The organism is Idiomarina sp. UBA4520 (genome assembly GCF_002388365.1).
Taxonomy (GTDB): Bacteria; Pseudomonadota; Gammaproteobacteria; order Enterobacterales; family Alteromonadaceae; genus Idiomarina; species Idiomarina zobellii.
Genome location: NZ_DGMK01000004.1, coordinates 54,475 through 71,480, shown reverse-complemented (window position 1 = coordinate 71,480; position 17,006 = coordinate 54,475). Strand labels below are relative to the sequence as shown.

The 17,006-nt window shown below is 47.8% G+C and carries 15 protein-coding genes; 4 read left to right on the top strand and 11 right to left on the bottom strand.

What is annotated here, in order from left to right; all coding sequences use genetic code 11:
• Window positions 1–129: 129 nt before the first annotated feature.
• From B3850_RS01695 to B3850_RS01685, 3 genes are read left to right on the top strand one after another with little or no spacing between them, the layout of a single operon-like run.
• The gene (locus B3850_RS01695) at window positions 130–1,590 is read left to right on the top strand and encodes an alpha/beta hydrolase (RefSeq protein WP_286876176.1); all 1,461 of its coding nucleotides are present in this window, start codon (window positions 130–132) and stop codon (window positions 1,588–1,590) included.
• 1 nt (window position 1,591) lies between these two features.
• Complete coding sequence (locus tag B3850_RS01690) at window positions 1,592–2,326, top strand: ATP-binding cassette domain-containing protein (protein WP_286876174.1); 735 nt, start codon at window positions 1,592–1,594, stop codon at window positions 2,324–2,326.
• Window positions 2,326–3,471, top strand: coding sequence for an ABC transporter permease (locus B3850_RS01685; protein ID WP_286876172.1), 1,146 nt, complete (start codon window positions 2,326–2,328; stop codon window positions 3,469–3,471). The genes B3850_RS01690 and B3850_RS01685 overlap by 1 nt, the downstream gene beginning before the upstream one ends.
• Before the next feature lie 335 nt (window positions 3,472–3,806).
• On the opposite strand, the gene B3850_RS01680 is transcribed toward B3850_RS01685, so the two are convergent.
• The 7 genes from B3850_RS01680 to folE2 all read right to left on the bottom strand — a co-directional run bounded on the left by B3850_RS01680 (window position 3,807) and on the right by folE2 (window position 11,116).
• The gene (locus tag B3850_RS01680; protein WP_286876170.1) at window positions 3,807–5,126 is read right to left on the bottom strand and encodes an NAD(P)/FAD-dependent oxidoreductase; all 1,320 of its coding nucleotides are present in this window, start codon (window positions 5,124–5,126) and stop codon (window positions 3,807–3,809) included.
• A 407-nt stretch (window positions 5,127–5,533) separates the two neighbouring features.
• A complete protein-coding gene (locus B3850_RS01675) occupies window positions 5,534–6,103 on the bottom strand; it encodes a GNAT family N-acetyltransferase (RefSeq protein ID WP_286876168.1) in 570 nt (189 codons plus the stop codon).
• On the bottom strand, window positions 6,103–7,482 hold the full coding sequence (gene ahcY / locus B3850_RS01670; protein WP_286911288.1) for an adenosylhomocysteinase: 1,380 nt from the start codon (window positions 7,480–7,482) through the stop codon (window positions 6,103–6,105). The genes B3850_RS01675 and ahcY overlap by 1 nt, the downstream gene beginning before the upstream one ends.
• A 32-nt stretch (window positions 7,483–7,514) precedes the next feature.
• On the bottom strand, window positions 7,515–8,525 hold the full coding sequence (locus tag B3850_RS01665; RefSeq protein ID WP_286876164.1) for an adenosine kinase: 1,011 nt from the start codon (window positions 8,523–8,525) through the stop codon (window positions 7,515–7,517).
• A 50-nt stretch (window positions 8,526–8,575) separates the two neighbouring features.
• On the bottom strand, window positions 8,576–9,553 hold the full coding sequence (locus B3850_RS01660) for a cobalamin biosynthesis protein CobD/CbiB (RefSeq protein WP_286911287.1): 978 nt from the start codon (window positions 9,551–9,553) through the stop codon (window positions 8,576–8,578).
• A 3-nt stretch (window positions 9,554–9,556) separates the two neighbouring features.
• Window positions 9,557–10,108 carry a DUF2726 domain-containing protein gene (locus tag B3850_RS01655; protein WP_058575993.1) on the bottom strand — a complete coding sequence of 184 codons (552 nt, stop codon included), beginning with the start codon at window positions 10,106–10,108 and terminating at the stop codon, window positions 9,557–9,559.
• Between the two features lie 81 nt (window positions 10,109–10,189).
• The gene (gene folE2, locus B3850_RS01650) at window positions 10,190–11,116 is read right to left on the bottom strand and encodes a GTP cyclohydrolase FolE2 (RefSeq protein WP_273268369.1); all 927 of its coding nucleotides are present in this window, start codon (window positions 11,114–11,116) and stop codon (window positions 10,190–10,192) included.
• A 210-nt stretch (window positions 11,117–11,326) separates the two neighbouring features.
• On the opposite strand from folE2, the gene B3850_RS01645 reads away from it, so the two are divergent.
• Complete coding sequence (locus B3850_RS01645; protein ID WP_058575995.1) at window positions 11,327–11,677, top strand: Hpt domain-containing protein; 351 nt, start codon at window positions 11,327–11,329, stop codon at window positions 11,675–11,677.
• Here B3850_RS01645 and arcA read toward each other — a convergent pair.
• From arcA to B3850_RS01625, 4 genes are all read right to left on the bottom strand, one after another.
• A complete protein-coding gene (gene arcA / locus B3850_RS01640) occupies window positions 11,671–12,393 on the bottom strand; it encodes a two-component system response regulator ArcA (protein WP_053954517.1) in 723 nt (240 codons plus the stop codon). The two genes, B3850_RS01645 and arcA, sit on opposite strands and share 7 nt — an antisense overlap.
• A 98-nt stretch (window positions 12,394–12,491) precedes the next feature.
• Window positions 12,492–14,111 carry an ATP-binding protein gene (locus B3850_RS01635; RefSeq protein WP_058575996.1) on the bottom strand — a complete coding sequence of 540 codons (1,620 nt, stop codon included), beginning with the start codon at window positions 14,109–14,111 and terminating at the stop codon, window positions 12,492–12,494.
• A 94-nt stretch (window positions 14,112–14,205) separates the two neighbouring features.
• The gene (locus B3850_RS01630; RefSeq protein ID WP_286874713.1) at window positions 14,206–15,210 is read right to left on the bottom strand and encodes a class I SAM-dependent methyltransferase; all 1,005 of its coding nucleotides are present in this window, start codon (window positions 15,208–15,210) and stop codon (window positions 14,206–14,208) included.
• A 12-nt stretch (window positions 15,211–15,222) separates the two neighbouring features.
• Window positions 15,223–16,929, bottom strand: coding sequence for a DUF342 domain-containing protein (locus tag B3850_RS01625; protein ID WP_286874715.1), 1,707 nt, complete (start codon window positions 16,927–16,929; stop codon window positions 15,223–15,225).
• Window positions 16,930–17,006: the final 77 nt, after the last annotated feature.

The following is a 17,006-nucleotide window of genomic DNA, read 5'->3' as shown; positions in this document are numbered from 1 at the left end:
TAAAAACCCGCAAGCTTAGCCTGCGGGTTTTTTTTACATCTTCTAACAATTCTTTCAGTTACTTACCTTTTATTTTTTCCACTTCTCAACGACAATAACTCACTGTGATTCAATTCAACTGGACTGATTATGAAACAGTGGATGCTTGTTTCCATACCGTTGTTGGTGTTGAGCGCGTTTAATAGTAACGTCCAAGCACAACAACAAAAAACTACGGACACAATCGATAATGAGTGCTACCTGCCGGGAATTCAGGAACGGTTGGAATGCGGGATTGTTCAAGTTCCTGAAAACTATGAGAAACCACAAGGTAAGCAAATAGGCTTGCATTACGCGGTGCTTCCGGCAATTCAGGAAGGCGCAAAGTCCGACCCAATGCTGATTTTAGCGGGCGGCCCAGGTCAGGCAGCCACCGAGTTGGCACCGATGATTTCCCGAATGTTCGATAAGGTTCGCCAGAAGCGAGATATCTTGCTGATCGATCAGCGTGGCACAGGGAAAAGTCATCCTCTTGAATGTGATATCAGTCGTCCGGATGAACTGATACGAAGCGACGACGACCAGGATTTAGCTGAGCTAACAGAAGACTGCCTACAAAAGTATTCAGATACCGACACGACCCAATACCACACGGTGAATGCTGTTAAGGACTTTGAAAGAGTTCGAGAGCATTTAGGTGTTCAGCAACTGAACTTATACGGTGGGTCTTATGGAACTCGGGTTGGGTTAACCTACTTACGAGAAGCGCCGGAATCTGTGCGTACTGCTACCTTAGATGCCGTAGCTCCGCCTCAAGTGATAATTGGTCCGTTTGGTCAACATGGGGCACAAGCATTTGAAGCTATGCTGAAGAACTGTGAAGAGCAAGCTGCTTGTCAGGAACAGTTTCCCAATTTAGAGCAAGACTATTTTGATGTTATGTCCGCTTTAGAAAAACAGGACGTACTGCTGGATACGCATGATCCTCTGTCTTTCGAACCTATTACCATAAACTTAACACCCGGGCGTTTTAGTTCTATTGTGCGTATGGCGTTATATCACCCAAATACACGTCAGCTGTTGCCTTATGCGATCCATTCGGCTTCGGAGAAAAACTACAAAGCTGTATTGGGGTTAATGGGCGGCACAATGTCACAAAGCAGTATTTATCTCGGTCTAATGCTATCGGTAGTGTGCAGCGAGGACTTACCTCGTGCGACCGAGCAGCTGCTAGCAGAAGACGGAGACAATCAATTTATTGGTGCCCGCACCGGAGATGCATTCATTGACATGTGCAAGGGCTGGAAGTCGGCGCCGGTGCCATCTTATTGGGCAGAACCGGTCGTTAGTGATAAGCCTGTATTACTGTTGTCGGGAGAGTTGGATCCGGTAACGCCGCCTTCGTGGGGAGAGTTAGCTGCCGACACATTACCCAACAGTAGGCACTTAGTGGCGCCAAATGCAAGCCATACCATTGCAAGCCACACCTGTGCCAACACTCTCATCGCTGAGTTTATTGAAACCGCAGACGTCAGTGCTCTTGACGGTAGCTGTTTGCAGCAGCAACGGTTGAAGCCCTTTGTGTTAAATCAAAACGGAGAGGGGCTGTAAAATGATTAATGTCGATGAACTGAGTAAAACCTTTAAGAGTGTGCAGGCCCTAAACTCGCTGAGTTTTCATGCAAAAGACGGAGAAATCACAGGCTTGCTAGGCCCCAACGGCGCAGGAAAAACCACCTGCCTTCGCATTATTTACGGCTTACTACAAGCAGATGAAGGGAAGGCGGAAATAGAAGGCGTTGATGCTAACGTAAACCCAATGGGCGCGCGCAAAAATTTAGGTATCTTTCCGGATAAATTCGGGCTTTATGAACGTTTGACCGTGCGTGAGCAAGTGGCTTATTTTGCTGAGCTGCATGGACTAAGTGGTAGCACTCTAAAAGAAGCGGTATCTCAAGTAATTAAAAAGCTGGATATTGAAGAGTTGGCTGACCGCCGTACAGGTGGCTTTTCTCAAGGGCAACGCATGAAAGTGGCATTGGCTCAGGCTTTGGTACACAGCCCCAAGCACCTTATTTTGGATGAGCCAAGTCGCGGTCTGGATGTTATGAGTACTCGCATTTTGCGCGATGTGCTTAGAGAACAACGGGCACAGGGAACCTGTATATTATTCTCCAGTCACGTTATGCAGGAAGTCGCTGCACTGTGTGATCGCGTTGTTGTGATGGCCGCAGGAAAAGTAGCGGCAGAAGGCACACCGGAAGAGTTGTGTCAGATGACAGGTGAAGAGCAGCTCGAAGATGCTTTCGTTAAAATTATCGGAACGGACGAAGGAATTGCGGCGTAATGAGTGCATTAACTACCGTATGGAAAAAAGAGTTCCGCGACGCAATACGCGATAAGCGTTCAGTATTTGCGGCAATGTCTTATGCGTTTTTTGGCCCTATGCTTATGGCAGTGGCGTTTTTCTTCTTGATTTCACAGCTGACTGACCAAGCCGATGTCGGTATCGAGATAGAAGGTAAAGAATACGCACCGCAATTGGTCGAGTTTTTGAACGAGAACGGCATTGTTGAAAAGCAAGGCGATTGGTCAGAAAACGAAGTCCCTATTATTTTGCGACTACCAGAAAACTGGTCGACCAAAATTGCTGACGCCGAGCCTGTTGAAGTTGAGTTAAAAGCAGATTGGTCTTCTCAAAAGCAGCAAACTGATATCAAGCGTGTCGAAAAGGCGGTACAAGCCTATAGCAGTCAAATTGCCAGTTATAGGCTCATTCTTCGTGGTGTTGACCCACGCGTTGTGCAGCCTATTCAGCTGCAAAAGCAGGACGTTGCCACAAAGGGCTCGAAAGCAGCACTGATTATGGGCTCCGTTTTGGTATTTATTATTTTGTCAGTGTTTTGGTCAGGCATGAACGTGGCTATTGATATTAGTGCCGGGGAGCGAGAGCGAAACTCACTTGAGTTCTTGTTGAGCCAGCCATTAAGCACTTGGGACATAGTGACAGGGAAGGCTCTGACAGCCTCTACCTTTTCCCTATTTGGTGCCGCGCTGTCGCTGATTATTATTCCAATTATTTTTGCTTACGTGCCACTTCACGAAATTGGTATGAACGTGAATTTTAGCGTTGGTATGATGCTACTCATGTTCTTACTGCTTGTGCCGCTAGCGCTATTTGCAACCGCATTACAGCTGTTCGTTTCTTTTCGGGCGAAAAACTTCAAAGAAGCACAGACTTATATTAGCTTCCTGTTGATTATTCCAATGGCGGCATCCTTTGGCGTAGAGTTTGCCCGACTTAAAAACCCAATACTCTATTACTTGCCTCTCACCGGACAACATCAGGCTTTTCTGTCACTCATTCGCGGAGAGTCTATTAACGTTATGGGCACAGTGATAAGCGCCATAGCCACCTTAGCCGCCGCTTTATTGCTCATAAAATACATAGCCCGCCTCCTCAAAAGCGAGAAAATAGTCTTCGGCCTGTAGCTCCAGGGCAGGCTACTCACTTGCTTCGCTTGAGCATTGAGTCCTTCTGTGGCGGAGACGCGACGAGCTCATCCATGAGGGCTTGACGAAGGCCATCCATGGCCTCCGACACTCCGCCACAGAAGGACTCAACACTCGTAACGCTTGCAAGCGACTAGCCTGCCCTTTATACGGGGGAGATGGCGGATAGAGAGCGCGCCCGACGGTTAGAGTGGGCTGCTATGGAGGTGTGCAGCGCCATGGATGGCGCTGCCCAAGCCCTACAAGGATGTATTCACGGGCGTCCTCCATAGTAGCCCCTATAGCCTCAGCGCTCTCTATCTGCCACCTCACCTTCAGTCGAGTAGGCGACCGTAGTGGTAGTAGAGCCATTGGCCCAGGCGGCGGAACTTCGGTAGGGGGAATGGTTTTAGTTGTGACTGATAATAGGGTAGTTTGGGTAGAACTGCTCCCATTGCGCATTCGGCTAATCGTTGGCCGGCTAATGCGCTGAAACTAACACCGGCGCCGCAGTACCCCATGCTGGCGTATATGTTGTCGCTGAATTTGCCGACGCGAGGATAATCGTCAAGTGATACGCTGACCCAGCCGCTCCAAAAGTTGTCCCATTGGGTAATCCCTTTTAGCTGAGGGAATGTTTGGTGCATTGCTTTTAACAATCGCTTGGCGAAGACTGGGTCTTCAGCATTTTTTCCCTGAATTGCTCCTCTACCGCCAAATAATAAACGGTTGTCAGGCAGTAGGCGGAAGTAATACTTCAGAATCCGTGTATCCATGATGGCATACTCTGGCGACAAGCGAATACTATCAGCCTGCTCTTGTGACAACGGTGGTGTGGTTATAATGCTTGAAAGTACGGGTAAAGAGCAGCTAGCGAGCTTGGGAAGTAATTGTTGGGATGTATAGCCATTCGAACAAACTAATAGCTTACGAGCCCGTACATTGCCTTTGGCTGTTTCCAGATAAACGCCTTTTTTACCTAAAGAAGCCGCTGAAGTGACTGGGCAGTGTTCAACGAGTTGCGCTCCGGCTTTAGCGGCTCGGCGGGCTGTTGCTGCGGCTAGTAATAATGGGTTAACGGCAAAACAGTCAGTAAAGCGAAGGGCTGCGTGCGCTTGAGGACTATCGATAATTTGACGTAAAGCGCTGTTATCTAACCACTCAACAGGTTGTTCAAATTGTCTAAGACTGTCGTATTGCTGTTGTAAGGGGGGTATTGACGCTAGCTTATGAGCAACTTTTAAATAGCCGCCGCTTTGACGTTGGCAATGCTCAGGGCACTCTTCAATGGTTTTTTCAATAAGCCTTAAACCTAACCCATGCTCGTGGGCTATACCCTTAGCAACGTCCTCACCAAAGCGCTTAGCCCAAGCTGAAAGTCCCAGCCTGCCCGTACTTTTCATTACAAAGCCAGCATTGCGTGACGAGCAACCCCAAGCCAGGTTGTTTGCTTCAAAGACAGCAACAGAATGTCCGTTTTCAGCCAACGTCCGAGCCGCGTTAAGACCCGTATAACCGCCGCCAATTATTGCAAAGTCCACGTCCTCTGGCGCATCAGTGCATTGCGGAAATTCAGCCTGAGTATGCAACTGCCAATAACTAGCTCCAGGAGCATCATGAGGCCCCGGAGGCGCATTAACCAAAGGATCATACATAATCACCACCTATAGCAGAGAAAGAAGGTAGTGAGCGCTGAGGTTACAAGGACTATTATGGAGGACGCCCGTGAATACGTCCCTGTAGGGCTTGTGCTGCGCCATCCATGGCGCTGCACACCTCCACAATAGTCCTATGTAACCGTTAGCGCGCTCACTCTCCCAGTCTCAGATAAAAAGCAAACTTAGCCGTTATAGAAGAAGCAAAAGGGGCAGATTGTTCACTTGTAAGCGTTACGAGTATTGAAGGCCTCTGTGGTGGAGTGTCGAAGGCCATGGATGGCCTTCGTCAAGCCCTCATGGATGAGCTTGTCGCGTCTCCGCCACAGAGGCCTTCAATGCTCAAGCGAAACAAGTGAGCAATCTGTCCCGGCCCCATGCAACCTCAGCGCTCGCTATTCGCAGCCTTACGTATCGAACTTCAGCAGCATTTCGCCGGCGTTGCAGTAGCAGATGCCGTCACACACTGGGCAGTAGTAGCCGTCCTCTACTGAGGCTTTATACCAGCGTTTTTCATGCTGTTTAATCATTTCGCCACCGCAGCGAGTGAAGTATTCATAGGCGCTGTTTTTGGGGCTTTGCATCCAAATGTGTGCCAGACCGCCTTTGCAGCCAAGCTCTTTAGCGCTGTCAATACTGCGTTGCAGTAAGGTTTTACCAATGCCTAAACCGCGGGCTTTTTCTGAGACAGCAGCGCATTTAAAGTAGCACAGCTCTTCTGCGGGGAAAGGCCACTCGGATGGTGTACAAAAACTATCTATGGGCCATTGACCAGGGGCCAATGTCAGGCGAACACCTAGCATTTGTCCGTCCTTCAGAGCCAGCCAGTTCAACTGAACATCTTCAACGGTGCCTGCTTGTAAGTAATGCTGAAAGCTCTCTGGCGATAAGTAGTTGTCGCCATGAACTTCGTTGGCCAGATCAATAACGGCCGCCTCATCGGCAGCCGTTATTTGACGATATATGACTTCGCTCATTAGTAGCGATACTCGTCAGTCTTGAATGGACCCTCAACCTCTACATGAATGTAGTCGGCTTGTTCTGGTGTTAGCTGTGTAATGACACCACCAAAGCCTTGAACCATGTAGCGAGCTACTTCTTCGTCCAGTTGTTTAGGCAGAACCTCAACGCGCAGATATTCTTCCTGCTGTTTAATTTCCATGTCAGCGAACTTCTGTTCAAACAAGTGAATTTGCGCTAACACTTGGTTTGCGAAAGAGCCGTCCATAACGCGGCTTGGGTGGCCGGTTGCGTTACCCAGGTTCACCAAACGACCTTCTGCCAGGAGAATGAGATAGTCGTTGTCATCGTCTGAGCGGTAGATTTTGTGAACTTGTGGCTTTATTTCTTCCCAACGCCAGTTTTTGCGCATGAAGGCGGTGTCAATTTCGTTATCGAAGTGACCAATGTTACAAACCAGGGCCGTAGGCTTAAGCGCAGCCAGCATATAACGGTCGCACACATCCATATTACCGGTTGTGGTGACAATCAGGTCGGTATTGCCCAGCAAGTCTTTGTTAATGTTCTCGCCGTTACCCTTGTTTTGACCATCGATATAAGGAGAGACCACTTCAAAGCCGTCCATGCATGCTTGCATCGCACAAATTGGGTCAATTTCGCTGATCTTAACAATCATGCCTTCCTGACGCAGACTTGCGGCAGAGCCTTTACCTACGTCGCCATAACCTACAACCAGTGCTTTTTTACCAGACAATAGGTGGTCGGTCGAACGCTTGATAGCATCATTCAGTGAATGGCGGCAACCGTATTTGTTGTCGTTTTTTGACTTAGTTACAGCGTCGTTCACGTTAATGGCTGGAACCTTCAAGGTGCCTTTTTCCAGCATATCCAGCAGGCGGTGAACGCCGGTGGTGGTTTCTTCGGTAATGCCGTGAATTTTTTCCAGCATTTGAGGGAACTCGTCATGGATCATCAGCGTTAAGTCGCCGCCGTCGTCCAGAATCATGTTCGCGTCCCAAAGTTCGCCGTCTTTATGACAAGTTTGTTTCAGGCACCATTCATACTCTTCTTCGGTTTCACCTTTCCAGGCGAAAACAGGTACGCCTGCAGCAGCCATAGCGGCAGCAGCGTGGTCCTGAGTAGAGAAAATATTGCACGAAGACCAACGCACCTCTGCGCCTAGCTCCAGCAGTGTTTCGATTAACACAGCCGTCTGAATAGTCATGTGAATACAGCCGATAATGCGTGCGCCCGCTAAAGGTTTGCTCGCTGCGTATTTGCGACGAATCGTCATCAACGCCGGCATTTCCGACTCAGCAATAGCAATTTCTTTACGGCCCCAGTCAGCGAGGCTTATATCAGCGACTTTGTAGTCTTGCGAATTTTCTACACTCATAACGACTCTCTTTTCAGTAATTTTCGTGAATTCTATGCAGTTTCAGCGTTCATAACGCGTTCAATTAACTGCTGTTGGCGCGCTTTGTCCAAGCGTGCTCCAAACTCAGTAACCAGTTCAGCGGCAGCATGACTTGCTAAGCGACCAGCATTTTCCAGAGACATTCCCTGAGTTAATCCATACAGCATAGCACCTGCAAACATATCGCCGGCACCGTTGGTATCTATTGCTTTAACTGGAACGCCGGGTATATGAACTTGGCGCTCTTTGTTGGCAATAATAGCGCCGTCTTTGCCCAGCGTAATGGCGACGGTGTCAGCTTTGTCTAGTAATACGCTCAATGCCGCTTGAGGATCTTCTTTCCCCGTCAATAATTCGGCTTCCTCACGGTTACAGAACATTAAATCGACACCACCGTCTAGAATTTCGTCAATGCCATCGCGGAAGAACTTAACCATAGCTGGGTCTGAACAGGTCATTACCAACTTGGTGTCATTCTCGCGAGCAACTTTCTTCGCATGCTGAATAGCACCGCGAGCAATATCTGACGTAATCAGGTATCCCTCAATGTATAAGTAGTTGGCAGCAGCAATGGCGTGATCATCGATTTCGGTAGTCGATAAGTCTGCCGTAATACCCAAGTGCGTGCGCATGGTGCGTTCTGCGTCTGGAGTCACCATAACCAGGCAGCGTCCGGTAATGCCCGGGTTTTGCTGGTTTTTAAGGCTAGTTTCGATACCGACTTGCTCTAAATCCTGACGATAGAACATGCCGGCTTCGTCGTCAGCGACTTTGCAGCAGTAGTAAGCATTGCCGCCGAACTGAGCAAAAGCAACCAGAGAGTTAGCGGCTGAGCCACCACCACACTGCTTTTTCAATTCGCCAAGTTCAGAGAGTTCGGCAATAAGAGTATTTTGAGCGTCTTCGTCAATTAACTCCATCATGCCTTTTTTAAGGTTGTGTTTTTGCAGGAAGTCGTCTGTGACTTCAAATTCCTGATCCACCAGCGCGTTGCCAATGCCGATTACATCAATGGTTTTCATAATTTCAAATGGTTGCCTTATTAGGGCGCGTAGTATACCCGATGAGTCAGTCAGGGTCGATAAATGAACAAGGTAAAAAGTCCAATTAACAGACAAGTAATGAAGAAACCTTGCCAAAGCCTTTGCCAGCGAGCCGCTTGAGGCAGTAGCAACTCTGCCGGACGGCCGCCAAAACGCTGGCGACTAATACGAATACCGGCGGCTTGTATAGGCCCGCCAAGAGTCACTTTATGACAATAACTGAAACTTTGTAGCCAACTGAGCAATATTGTCGGAAACACTGGGTTACGCTTGAGTGGTTCTATTTTCGGTGTATTGCGACGAAATAGCCCAACCGCCCGGGCGAATAACGACAGAACAAATGAGGGTAAAAAATGCGTAATAGCGTACAACCAAGCGGTTGCCTGACCAAAGTGTCGGTAGCGAGCCTGCGCGGTGGGCCAAACCTCTTTAAGTTCGGCCAAAACACGTACGCCAAGGGCGGCTAACGGTCCGCCGAGACACCAGAATAACAAGGGAGCAAAGCGGCTTTCTAGAATGCTAGTCGCCCGTAACTCAATACTGGTTTTAGCAATACCGTGTTCACTGAGTAGGTCGCAATCGCGCCAGGTAACCCGCGTTAACCAGGCGCGTGCCGCATTTTTGCGACCTTTTGATAAATGCTGCTCGGACAGATGAGTGGCTTGCCGGACTGCTTGTTGGCGTAGGCTGACTAAAAGAATCAGCCAACCTATGGCTAAAGACACTTCAGCGCCGGCGAAAACGATAGCGGCTGGTAATAGAACCAGTAGAAGCATGGTCAGTAATGCTAAAAAACCGGCAATTTTTTGCTGGCTAGAAGGGCGGTCTGGCTTGTTCACTTTGCCGCTCATGTAGGCGGCCATTAGCCGCAACACGGCAAAAGGGTGCCATTGCTCAGGCCAGGGGAACCATCGCTCTGCCAACAAAGCCAGCAGAGCGAGGCCAAAAGGTGAAAATAGTAATTCTTTAAACAGTTCGACGGTCATGCCGTCATATTGCCACGGCAAGGCTTAAGCGGCAATTGGCTGGTTATTCTTATCTTTATTGGTCGGAACTGCAGCTCGAACATGTTCAGCCTGGCGAATTTTTCCATGAATATAGTCATGTAATTCGGCAACTCGGTATCCTGGCTTGGCTTTAAAGCGAAGGAAGGGTAAGCCCGCTGCAGCTAGCGTGTTTTTCAGGAACAAATTGCGTTTTTGTTGCTGCAACGATGACTGATTCGGTTCAAGCTCAATAGCTGCCTTCACTTGCATAGTGTCGATATCACACAGAACATAGTCCAGAATTCGTTGACTGGCTTTTTGCTGGGCATCTTTGCGTGCCGAAGCCGATAGTCCAGAGCGAACGGTAACAATGTCGCTTAAGCGTACTTTTGTGAAAATACGAAACTCATTACCGACAGACTTTTCCAGAAGTGTCAAAAACTGGTCTTCCTGGGCCGTGCACAATGACACGTCTTTGAGTTTATAAGGGTAGGGCACATAGTTCTCCGACATACGGCTTGCAATAACAGCAACCGCAATAAGAACTACAACAAACAACAACAGGATAATTTCCATTTTCACACCTCATCAGAAAATTGACGCTACATGAGGTATGAAGCAAAAGCTGTGCCATACTTTATGACACAGCTTAATTCTTTAGGCTTTATAGCCGCCGGGGACACCTTTAGTGGTAACACTGACCGCGTCGTGTGCGTGCAGAGACTCATAATGGTTCACGCGCAGCCAGAAATCGCGGAAATTCGGCATCTGGTTCAGTGTGTGCTGCAAGCGGCGAGATGCATCTTCGCAGAACATTAGGTTTTGTCCGTTTAAGCGAGCAAATTCCTGCTCGTCTTCACGTTTAACGGCGGCTTGAACTGGGGTCTTTAAAGCACCTTCCACAGCGTCTATTAACTCGACAATTGGGAAGTCGGTGACATTTTCACTAAGCTGAACTTTGACTTCAGCAACTGAACGCTGGCTGTGAGGAGTAGCCACAATACCTTCGGTAGAGCCAAGCCATTCGTGCATAGTTGCTGCGTCGACAGTGTCCTGCCCAGCGAATTTCTCACTGAATGCGTCCTGTATTAGTTGGCGTGCAAGCGCTGCAGAGCACGGACAAGTTGATGAGTAAGGGACATCAACAGACAGCTCGAGGTTCAGGGTGCCCGCGTCATAACGGCCAGTTAGGCTGACTGGGTATGCTTTCCAGCCCTGCTTTTTGCTTATTAACGATTTACGACGCAGATGATAGTCGAAGTCGAACTTAATAAACGCTTGGTTACTGATGTCTTTATGACTCTCAATAAAGTCATTCAGCAACTGCTTTAATGATTCGTGACTGAGCTCACCGTTGGTTGATAACTCGTCCAACAGTAAATAAAGACGCGACATGTGAATGCCTTTGGTCTTCGGATCTTTTAAGTTAACAAAAGCTTCCACATGAGCTGCTACAGGGCGTTCAGAAGCGCCGGCCGCTGCCACCATCAATGGAACTTCAATATTGCTCATGCCAACCCAATCCAGGGTTCCCTCTGTCTGGGCCTGTGTTTGGTTGGCTACGTCGGGCATAACTGTTGGCATTCGTTGTGAACTCCAAAAATTTTGTGAATATTGTCAGGGCCGAGTTGATCTCTATCAATTTGGCTCAGTCTTAAAGTCGGGCATTATAGCGCAGAATTCCATCGGGTGACACCGATTGCCCTAATCGATTCTCCCTGACAAACAGGCCGGGGAGTTGACTAAAACAGTAATTACGCCGAGGATAGAGTTTTGGATTGACGGAGTAACAAAATGTCAGAAAAATCGGTTATCGATACCGAATTATTGCAGCAGTACGTTGACTCACTGGGTGTTGACGGCCTGAAAACAACGTTAGCCACCTTTGACGGTGTCATTCAGGAGTACGCGAAGCTTATTCATACAGCTGCCAAAGAGCGAAAAGAAGAAGAGCTCCGCAAACAAGCGCATAAAGTAAAGGGTGCATGCAGTTCTGTTGGACTTACTGAACTAGCTGAAATGATGAAGCGAGTAGAGAAAGAAAAATGGGAATGGCCGCAGGTAGAGCGCTGGCTGATAGAGTGGGCCGACGCGGTTATCCCGCATCGGCAACAAATTGACGCTTGGTTAGCAACTCATCATTGAGCTTGCTGATCAACCTCACCAATAAACCGATAGCCTTCACCATGGATGGTGGTTATTAGGTTTGGCGTTTCCGGGTGTGACTCGAAATGACGGCGAATGCGACGAATAGCAACGTCAACGGTACGATCATTAGGACGTAATTCTCGGTCTAACATACGCTTGACCAGAGTCTCACGATCTAAAATACGACCCGGATGAGTTAAAAACAGCTCTAGCGCGCGGTACTCACTTTTCGGCAAACGGAACATTTGGTTGTCTGGTGAGTACAGGCAGCGACTGTCACTATTCAAACGCCAGCCGTGGAAACGGAATTCAACGCTGTTACTTTCTACTGGATTGCTTGAGCGTGATGCTTCAATACGACGGCATAAGTTACGAACTCGAATGGTTAACTCTTTCGGGTTGTAAGGCTTAATAAGGTAGTCGTCAGCACCGAGCTCAAGAGCAAGTAGACGATCATCTTCGCTATCGCGGCCTGTCAGGAAAATAAGACCAATGTTGTCTCTTTCACGCAGTGACTCGGCAAGCTCTAAGCCGTTTTTTCCCGGTAAATTGACGTCCATAATGACAACATCCACACGCTCCTGGCGCATAATGTTTTCCATTTGCAGACCGTCCGCCGCGTCAAATACTTCATAGCCTTCCTGTTGGAATAAACGAGTTAGAGTCTGGCGGGTAACGACTTCATCTTCAACAATCAGTATTCTGGCATTCATAAGCGTTGATTTTCCCGGAAAGTTCGTCGCTTGACGTGAAAGTTAGCGTCAAATTATAAAAGTTATGACGTTACATTATGACTTTTGTTTCAAATTTTTCAAGCATTGCTGAGCACGGTGACCGGAAAGCGAATAATAAATTCAACGCCGTTATCCTCTTCACTGAAAAAGTGGATGTTTCCACCCAGTACCTGCGTGACAAGGTTGTAAACTAAATGCAGACCTAAACCACTGCCGCCGGAACCACGCTTTGTTGTCACAAAAGGATCAAATATCTTACGGCTAATGTCAGCGTCAACGCCACAGCCGTTATCGGTGTAGACAATTTCCAGTTCGTTATCGTTCATTAACTGAAAGCTTATGTCTACTTGTCCCTGGTCACGGCCATCGAACGCATGAACCATAGAATTAATAATAAGGTTCATGAGTATTTGGTTCAGTGGACCTGCTTTCGCCCGCACCTGTATGTCGCCTTCGCAGTGAATATTAATGGGGAAGCGTTCAGGGTTTAAACGACGTGGCTTCACGGACATCAGTACGTCATTCATGAAACTGTTTATTTCAATGTCACGGTCAACTTCCGATGACTGGTCTACAGCAACTTGCTTGAAGCTGGTGACTAAGTCGGCAGCTCTGTTTAAGTTGCGGTAAATAATTTGCAGATTTTCGTCGCAATCATTCAGGAAACGCTCAAATTCGTTGGTAGAAATGCGTTTAGCATCAAACTTCTCTTGCATGATGGCAAGTTTGTCTTGCAGCAAAGTGGATGCAGTAACCGACAGTCCAATTGGTGTATTCACTTCGTGAGCAATACCGGCGACCATGTCACCTAGTGACGCCATTTTTTCCGATTCTACTAGCTGCCCTTGATACTGGTGCAATTGCTCTAAGGTTTTCAAAAGTTCACTATTTGACTCTTTCAGCGCTTGAGTTCGTTGTGTGACTTGTTGCTCTAGTTGAGTGTTTAACTGGCTGGCTTCTTCTTCGGCACGGCGCTGGCGAGTAATGTGTTGCTGCACTCGGTCAAGCATGGTGTTGAAAGCTTGAGCCATCATGTCAAACTCAGCTAATTGTGACGAGGGCAAACGCAGTGAATAGTTTTTGTCCCGGGCAACTTGTGAAACAACATCAACGACCGAGTCGAGAGGTTGAACTATTGCTTTACGCAGTCTTAGGGTTGCTAGCCAGCATGCGAGTAATGTCACTAGGGCCACTACAATAGCTACCGCTATCGAGCGCCACATGAACAATCGAACTTGCTCGAGGGAGCCTCTTAGGTAGACATAACCTATAACCTCACCGTCCAGGGTGACCGGTTGAGAAACCTCTATATTGGAGTCGTTAACTTTAGGTGACGTTAAACGCTCTAACTTGGAAAAGCGGGCCGGAATAGGCGCTAAGCCTTGCTTGTTATAACTGGAAAAAAAAGTCAGTTGCCCACTTGTTTCGTCCATTTTATAAACATGAATATGCTCAATAAAAGGCGTATTCTGAAAAGTGCCCAGCCTCTGTTTTTCAGAAGCAGAGTCGTCGAATACGATAGTTCGTGCAGCATTACTGGCGATAATTCGCGTGTAAGAGAGTGCTTGTTCCTGAAGCGACTTTTCGAACTGTCCAACCTGACTGACAATATTTATTGTAAAGCCAATGAGCAGCGCAAAACTGGTGACCAGTAGCACCAGATAAATGAGTATGCGCTTCAGTGAAATCGTATGCATTCAGTTAACAGCTCAACTTAATTATTGTTTATGTTTATTTATGTTAGCAAATCGTTAACAAAAGAGTAATCGCCTAAACGATAAAACGCTTATTTTATCGACGAATGGCTTCGTAAACTCGGTAACGACCATCATCAACAAGCGTTTCACAGTGTCCAAAGTGTTCTTCGATAACCTCTGGCCAAGGTAAAAAGCGATTCGCAACGATATACAAAGCGCCATTTTTCTTCAAATGTTTGCGAGCACTACTCAAAAATTTACGAGCAATGGCATAGTCCGTTTTTTGGCCTGTGTGAAATGGCGGGTTACTGACAATAGTGTCAAACACCTCTAAATTATCAGGTAAGCCGTCGGCTAAGCGCAAATCAACCTCAATACCCTGCTGAGCAAACGTCATTGTGCTGGCAGCGATGGCCATAGGGTTAACATCACAGGCGGTTAAATGCTCGGCTGACTGACGTAATGCGCTGGTTATCACACCGGCACCACAAGCAAAGTCTAACACTTGCCCCAGTGGTTTTTCGCTCAGGGTGTTCAATAGCAATTGGGTGGCAGGGTCAATATGAGTTTGACTGAATACGCCTGGTAATGTGGTGAAACTCTCAGTGTGCCCATTTAACTCATAATGGACATGGGTTGCGTAATCCGTTAAAGGCCTGGGGTCAGTCGCTGCTTCAATATGACTCGAGCTAAATAATTGGCAATGATTTCCCGATGCGACCTTACGCGCTTTTGAAAAGCTCTCAGGCAATTTTTTAGCGAGGGACTGAACGCCGGAGCGCTTCTCTCCAACCAGCCAGACAATAGCATCCGTAGGTAATGCAGTGAGTTGCTCCAGAATATACTGATTCAGCGCTTTTTCTTTGGCAACCACCAGCATGACTTGTGTGTACTGGCTTATGTCAGGAGCTGAAGCCTGACAATAGGCGACGTTACCTTTAGCTTGCCACTGGCTCGCCGTGCCCGCATGAAAGCACCAGGCTTCTGCATTCTTGAGTGTTGCTAAAGCATCGTCCAGGGGGTTAATCACCAGTAAAGGAGCATCGCGCCAGGGCTGCTCGTGTTGGCGTTCTAATAAAGAGAAAATAGCAGATGACATTATATTGAATCGTTACAGTAGACTGTCTACGCGCAGTTGTTTGTCTTCAAGTAAGAACATTGTACCATTGCGATGCTCTTTAATGCGCAGGCTTTTTTCTTTAAATATGAAGAGTATACCGGGGAATACTTCGCGACTAACCATTGTGCGTAAAGTCGGGTGCGTTTCGAACGCTTCTAAAACGGAATCAATGCTAATGCGAGTCGTCGTAATTCGGGACTTTATTTTTTTAAGTTCACCGTGCAGTTTTTGCTGGTATTGCACCCGTTTGGCTTCGTCCTCAAGTGATTTACAACGTTCCAAACCTTGCTGCAGCGTTTTGGCACGCGCAATCAGCTTAGCGAGAGAGCTACGTAAGTGATTGAGGTGAGAGACTGCCTGTGGATCGTGGGGTGGTAGTGACCAGTAAATACGAGTTTTGGTCCCGGCAGGAGCCCCCAGTTGACCGCAATAGATGTGATCACTGGTTTCAATGGTGCCACCAATGAGTTTACCCCTGGCGGCTTTACCTTCCCCGCCAATTGCTAAAGGACCTTTTGTAACGACATGGCAATGCGTGAGCTGCTTATTGGTATGCACACCGTTTTTCGCATCAAAAAACGAATATTGAGCGTAAGCACACCAGACTGAACCGCCGGCAACTAATTTTGTCGATACTTCGGGAATCCAGTCGTCAGCATCTTCATCGTGTTCGCCGGTTTCGGAAGCATTCAGAAGTCGGCCAATACAGCCTTTTTGAACGGTAATGTTACCGTCGGCATAGAGCTCGGCAGAGTCGACATAACCACCAACGGTAATATCGCCGCTGCAGGTTACTTTCATACCTTCGCTTACGTTACCGGTGACTATCACGCTGCCTTTGAACTTGACGTGACCGGTGGAAACATCAACGTTATTTAACTGCATAACGTCGTCGACTTGTACGCTATTACCATTAAAACTGGGTAAACCGGTGCGGTCAGCGATAATAACATTCGGATCATCATCACTTATTTTCGTGCCCTCACCGGGGGCAAAGTCACGATCTTCTCCATCCATTGCTTCGAGTTCCTGGCCAAACACGGTAAAACCCGGGCGACCTTTACTCAGTGGTATTTTCTGTAGCAGTGGCTGACCTGGGTCGACAGTGACTTGCGCACCTAAGTCACGCATATCGGCAGTACCATCGTCCCGAAGTTGCGGCCGCAAAACGCGTTTTCGAGCATCGTCGACCAGTGGTTTAAAACGTGCATTACTGCCGTTAATCGGATGCTTTCCTTTAGCGACAGTTACTGACATTTCCGCCCCGGGAGGCGCTTCGTTGGTATGCTCTACCAGAGCTTCGATGCCTTTACGCTGAATGCCCGAGGTAATATCTTTTTCCCGAAGCGTCGCAATGATCATCTCTTGCGTTAAAGGCTTGCCGCCAAAGCCAACAATGGCAGTGGCTGTCACTCTCATAGAGTCGTCACTGATTTGCAACTTAAGCTCAGCGTCAAAGATTTCAGCAATAGTGACTTGAAAAGGAATGCTCTTGTTGCTGTCTTTGGAGTAGTGCTGCGCGTATTTTGTTGCCGTTTGCGTCAACATTTGAGGATCCAACAGTTTGGCAGCCGAAAACTCAGAAGCCTGCCAGGCTTTCTGTAATGCTTCTGCTTTAACGTCTGACGGCGATGTACCGGCATCAATACTTATGTATACATCGCGTTCAGAAACCCGGAAACTCACCGGACTGGACATTGCGCGCCTACTGTCTAACTGTTGTTATAATTTTATCGACCAATCTTAACGAAGTTTGATAAGTTTTTGTATTGTTT

What these genes read in the sequence shown, in the direction of transcription:
- arcA (WP_053954517.1), bottom strand. Translation starts at nt 12,393, where the DNA reads ATGAATGCCAGAATACTGATTGTTGAAGATGAAGTCGTTACCCGCCAG.
- B3850_RS01665 (WP_286876164.1), bottom strand. Translation starts at nt 8,525, where the DNA reads ATGAAAACCATTGATGTAATCGGCATTGGCAACGCGCTGGTGGATCAG.
- B3850_RS01630 (WP_286874713.1), bottom strand. Translation starts at nt 15,210, where the DNA reads ATGTCATCTGCTATTTTCTCTTTATTAGAACGCCAACACGAGCAGCCC.
- B3850_RS01680 (WP_286876170.1), bottom strand. Translation starts at nt 5,126, where the DNA reads ATGTATGATCCTTTGGTTAATGCGCCTCCGGGGCCTCATGATGCTCCT.
- B3850_RS01625 (WP_286874715.1), bottom strand. Translation starts at nt 16,929, where the DNA reads ATGTCCAGTCCGGTGAGTTTCCGGGTTTCTGAACGCGATGTATACATA.
- B3850_RS01655 (WP_058575993.1), bottom strand. Translation starts at nt 10,108, where the DNA reads ATGGAAATTATCCTGTTGTTGTTTGTTGTAGTTCTTATTGCGGTTGCT.
- ahcY (WP_286911288.1), bottom strand. Translation starts at nt 7,482, where the DNA reads ATGAGTGTAGAAAATTCGCAAGACTACAAAGTCGCTGATATAAGCCTC.
- folE2 (WP_273268369.1), bottom strand. Translation starts at nt 11,116, where the DNA reads ATGCCAACAGTTATGCCCGACGTAGCCAACCAAACACAGGCCCAGACA.
- B3850_RS01645 (WP_058575995.1), top strand. Translation starts at nt 11,327, where the DNA reads ATGTCAGAAAAATCGGTTATCGATACCGAATTATTGCAGCAGTACGTT.
- B3850_RS01635 (WP_058575996.1), bottom strand. Translation starts at nt 14,111, where the DNA reads ATGCATACGATTTCACTGAAGCGCATACTCATTTATCTGGTGCTACTG.
- B3850_RS01685 (WP_286876172.1), top strand. Translation starts at nt 2,326, where the DNA reads ATGAGTGCATTAACTACCGTATGGAAAAAAGAGTTCCGCGACGCAATA.
- B3850_RS01690 (WP_286876174.1), top strand. Translation starts at nt 1,592, where the DNA reads ATGATTAATGTCGATGAACTGAGTAAAACCTTTAAGAGTGTGCAGGCC.
- B3850_RS01695 (WP_286876176.1), top strand. Translation starts at nt 130, where the DNA reads ATGAAACAGTGGATGCTTGTTTCCATACCGTTGTTGGTGTTGAGCGCG.
- B3850_RS01675 (WP_286876168.1), bottom strand. Translation starts at nt 6,103, where the DNA reads ATGAGCGAAGTCATATATCGTCAAATAACGGCTGCCGATGAGGCGGCC.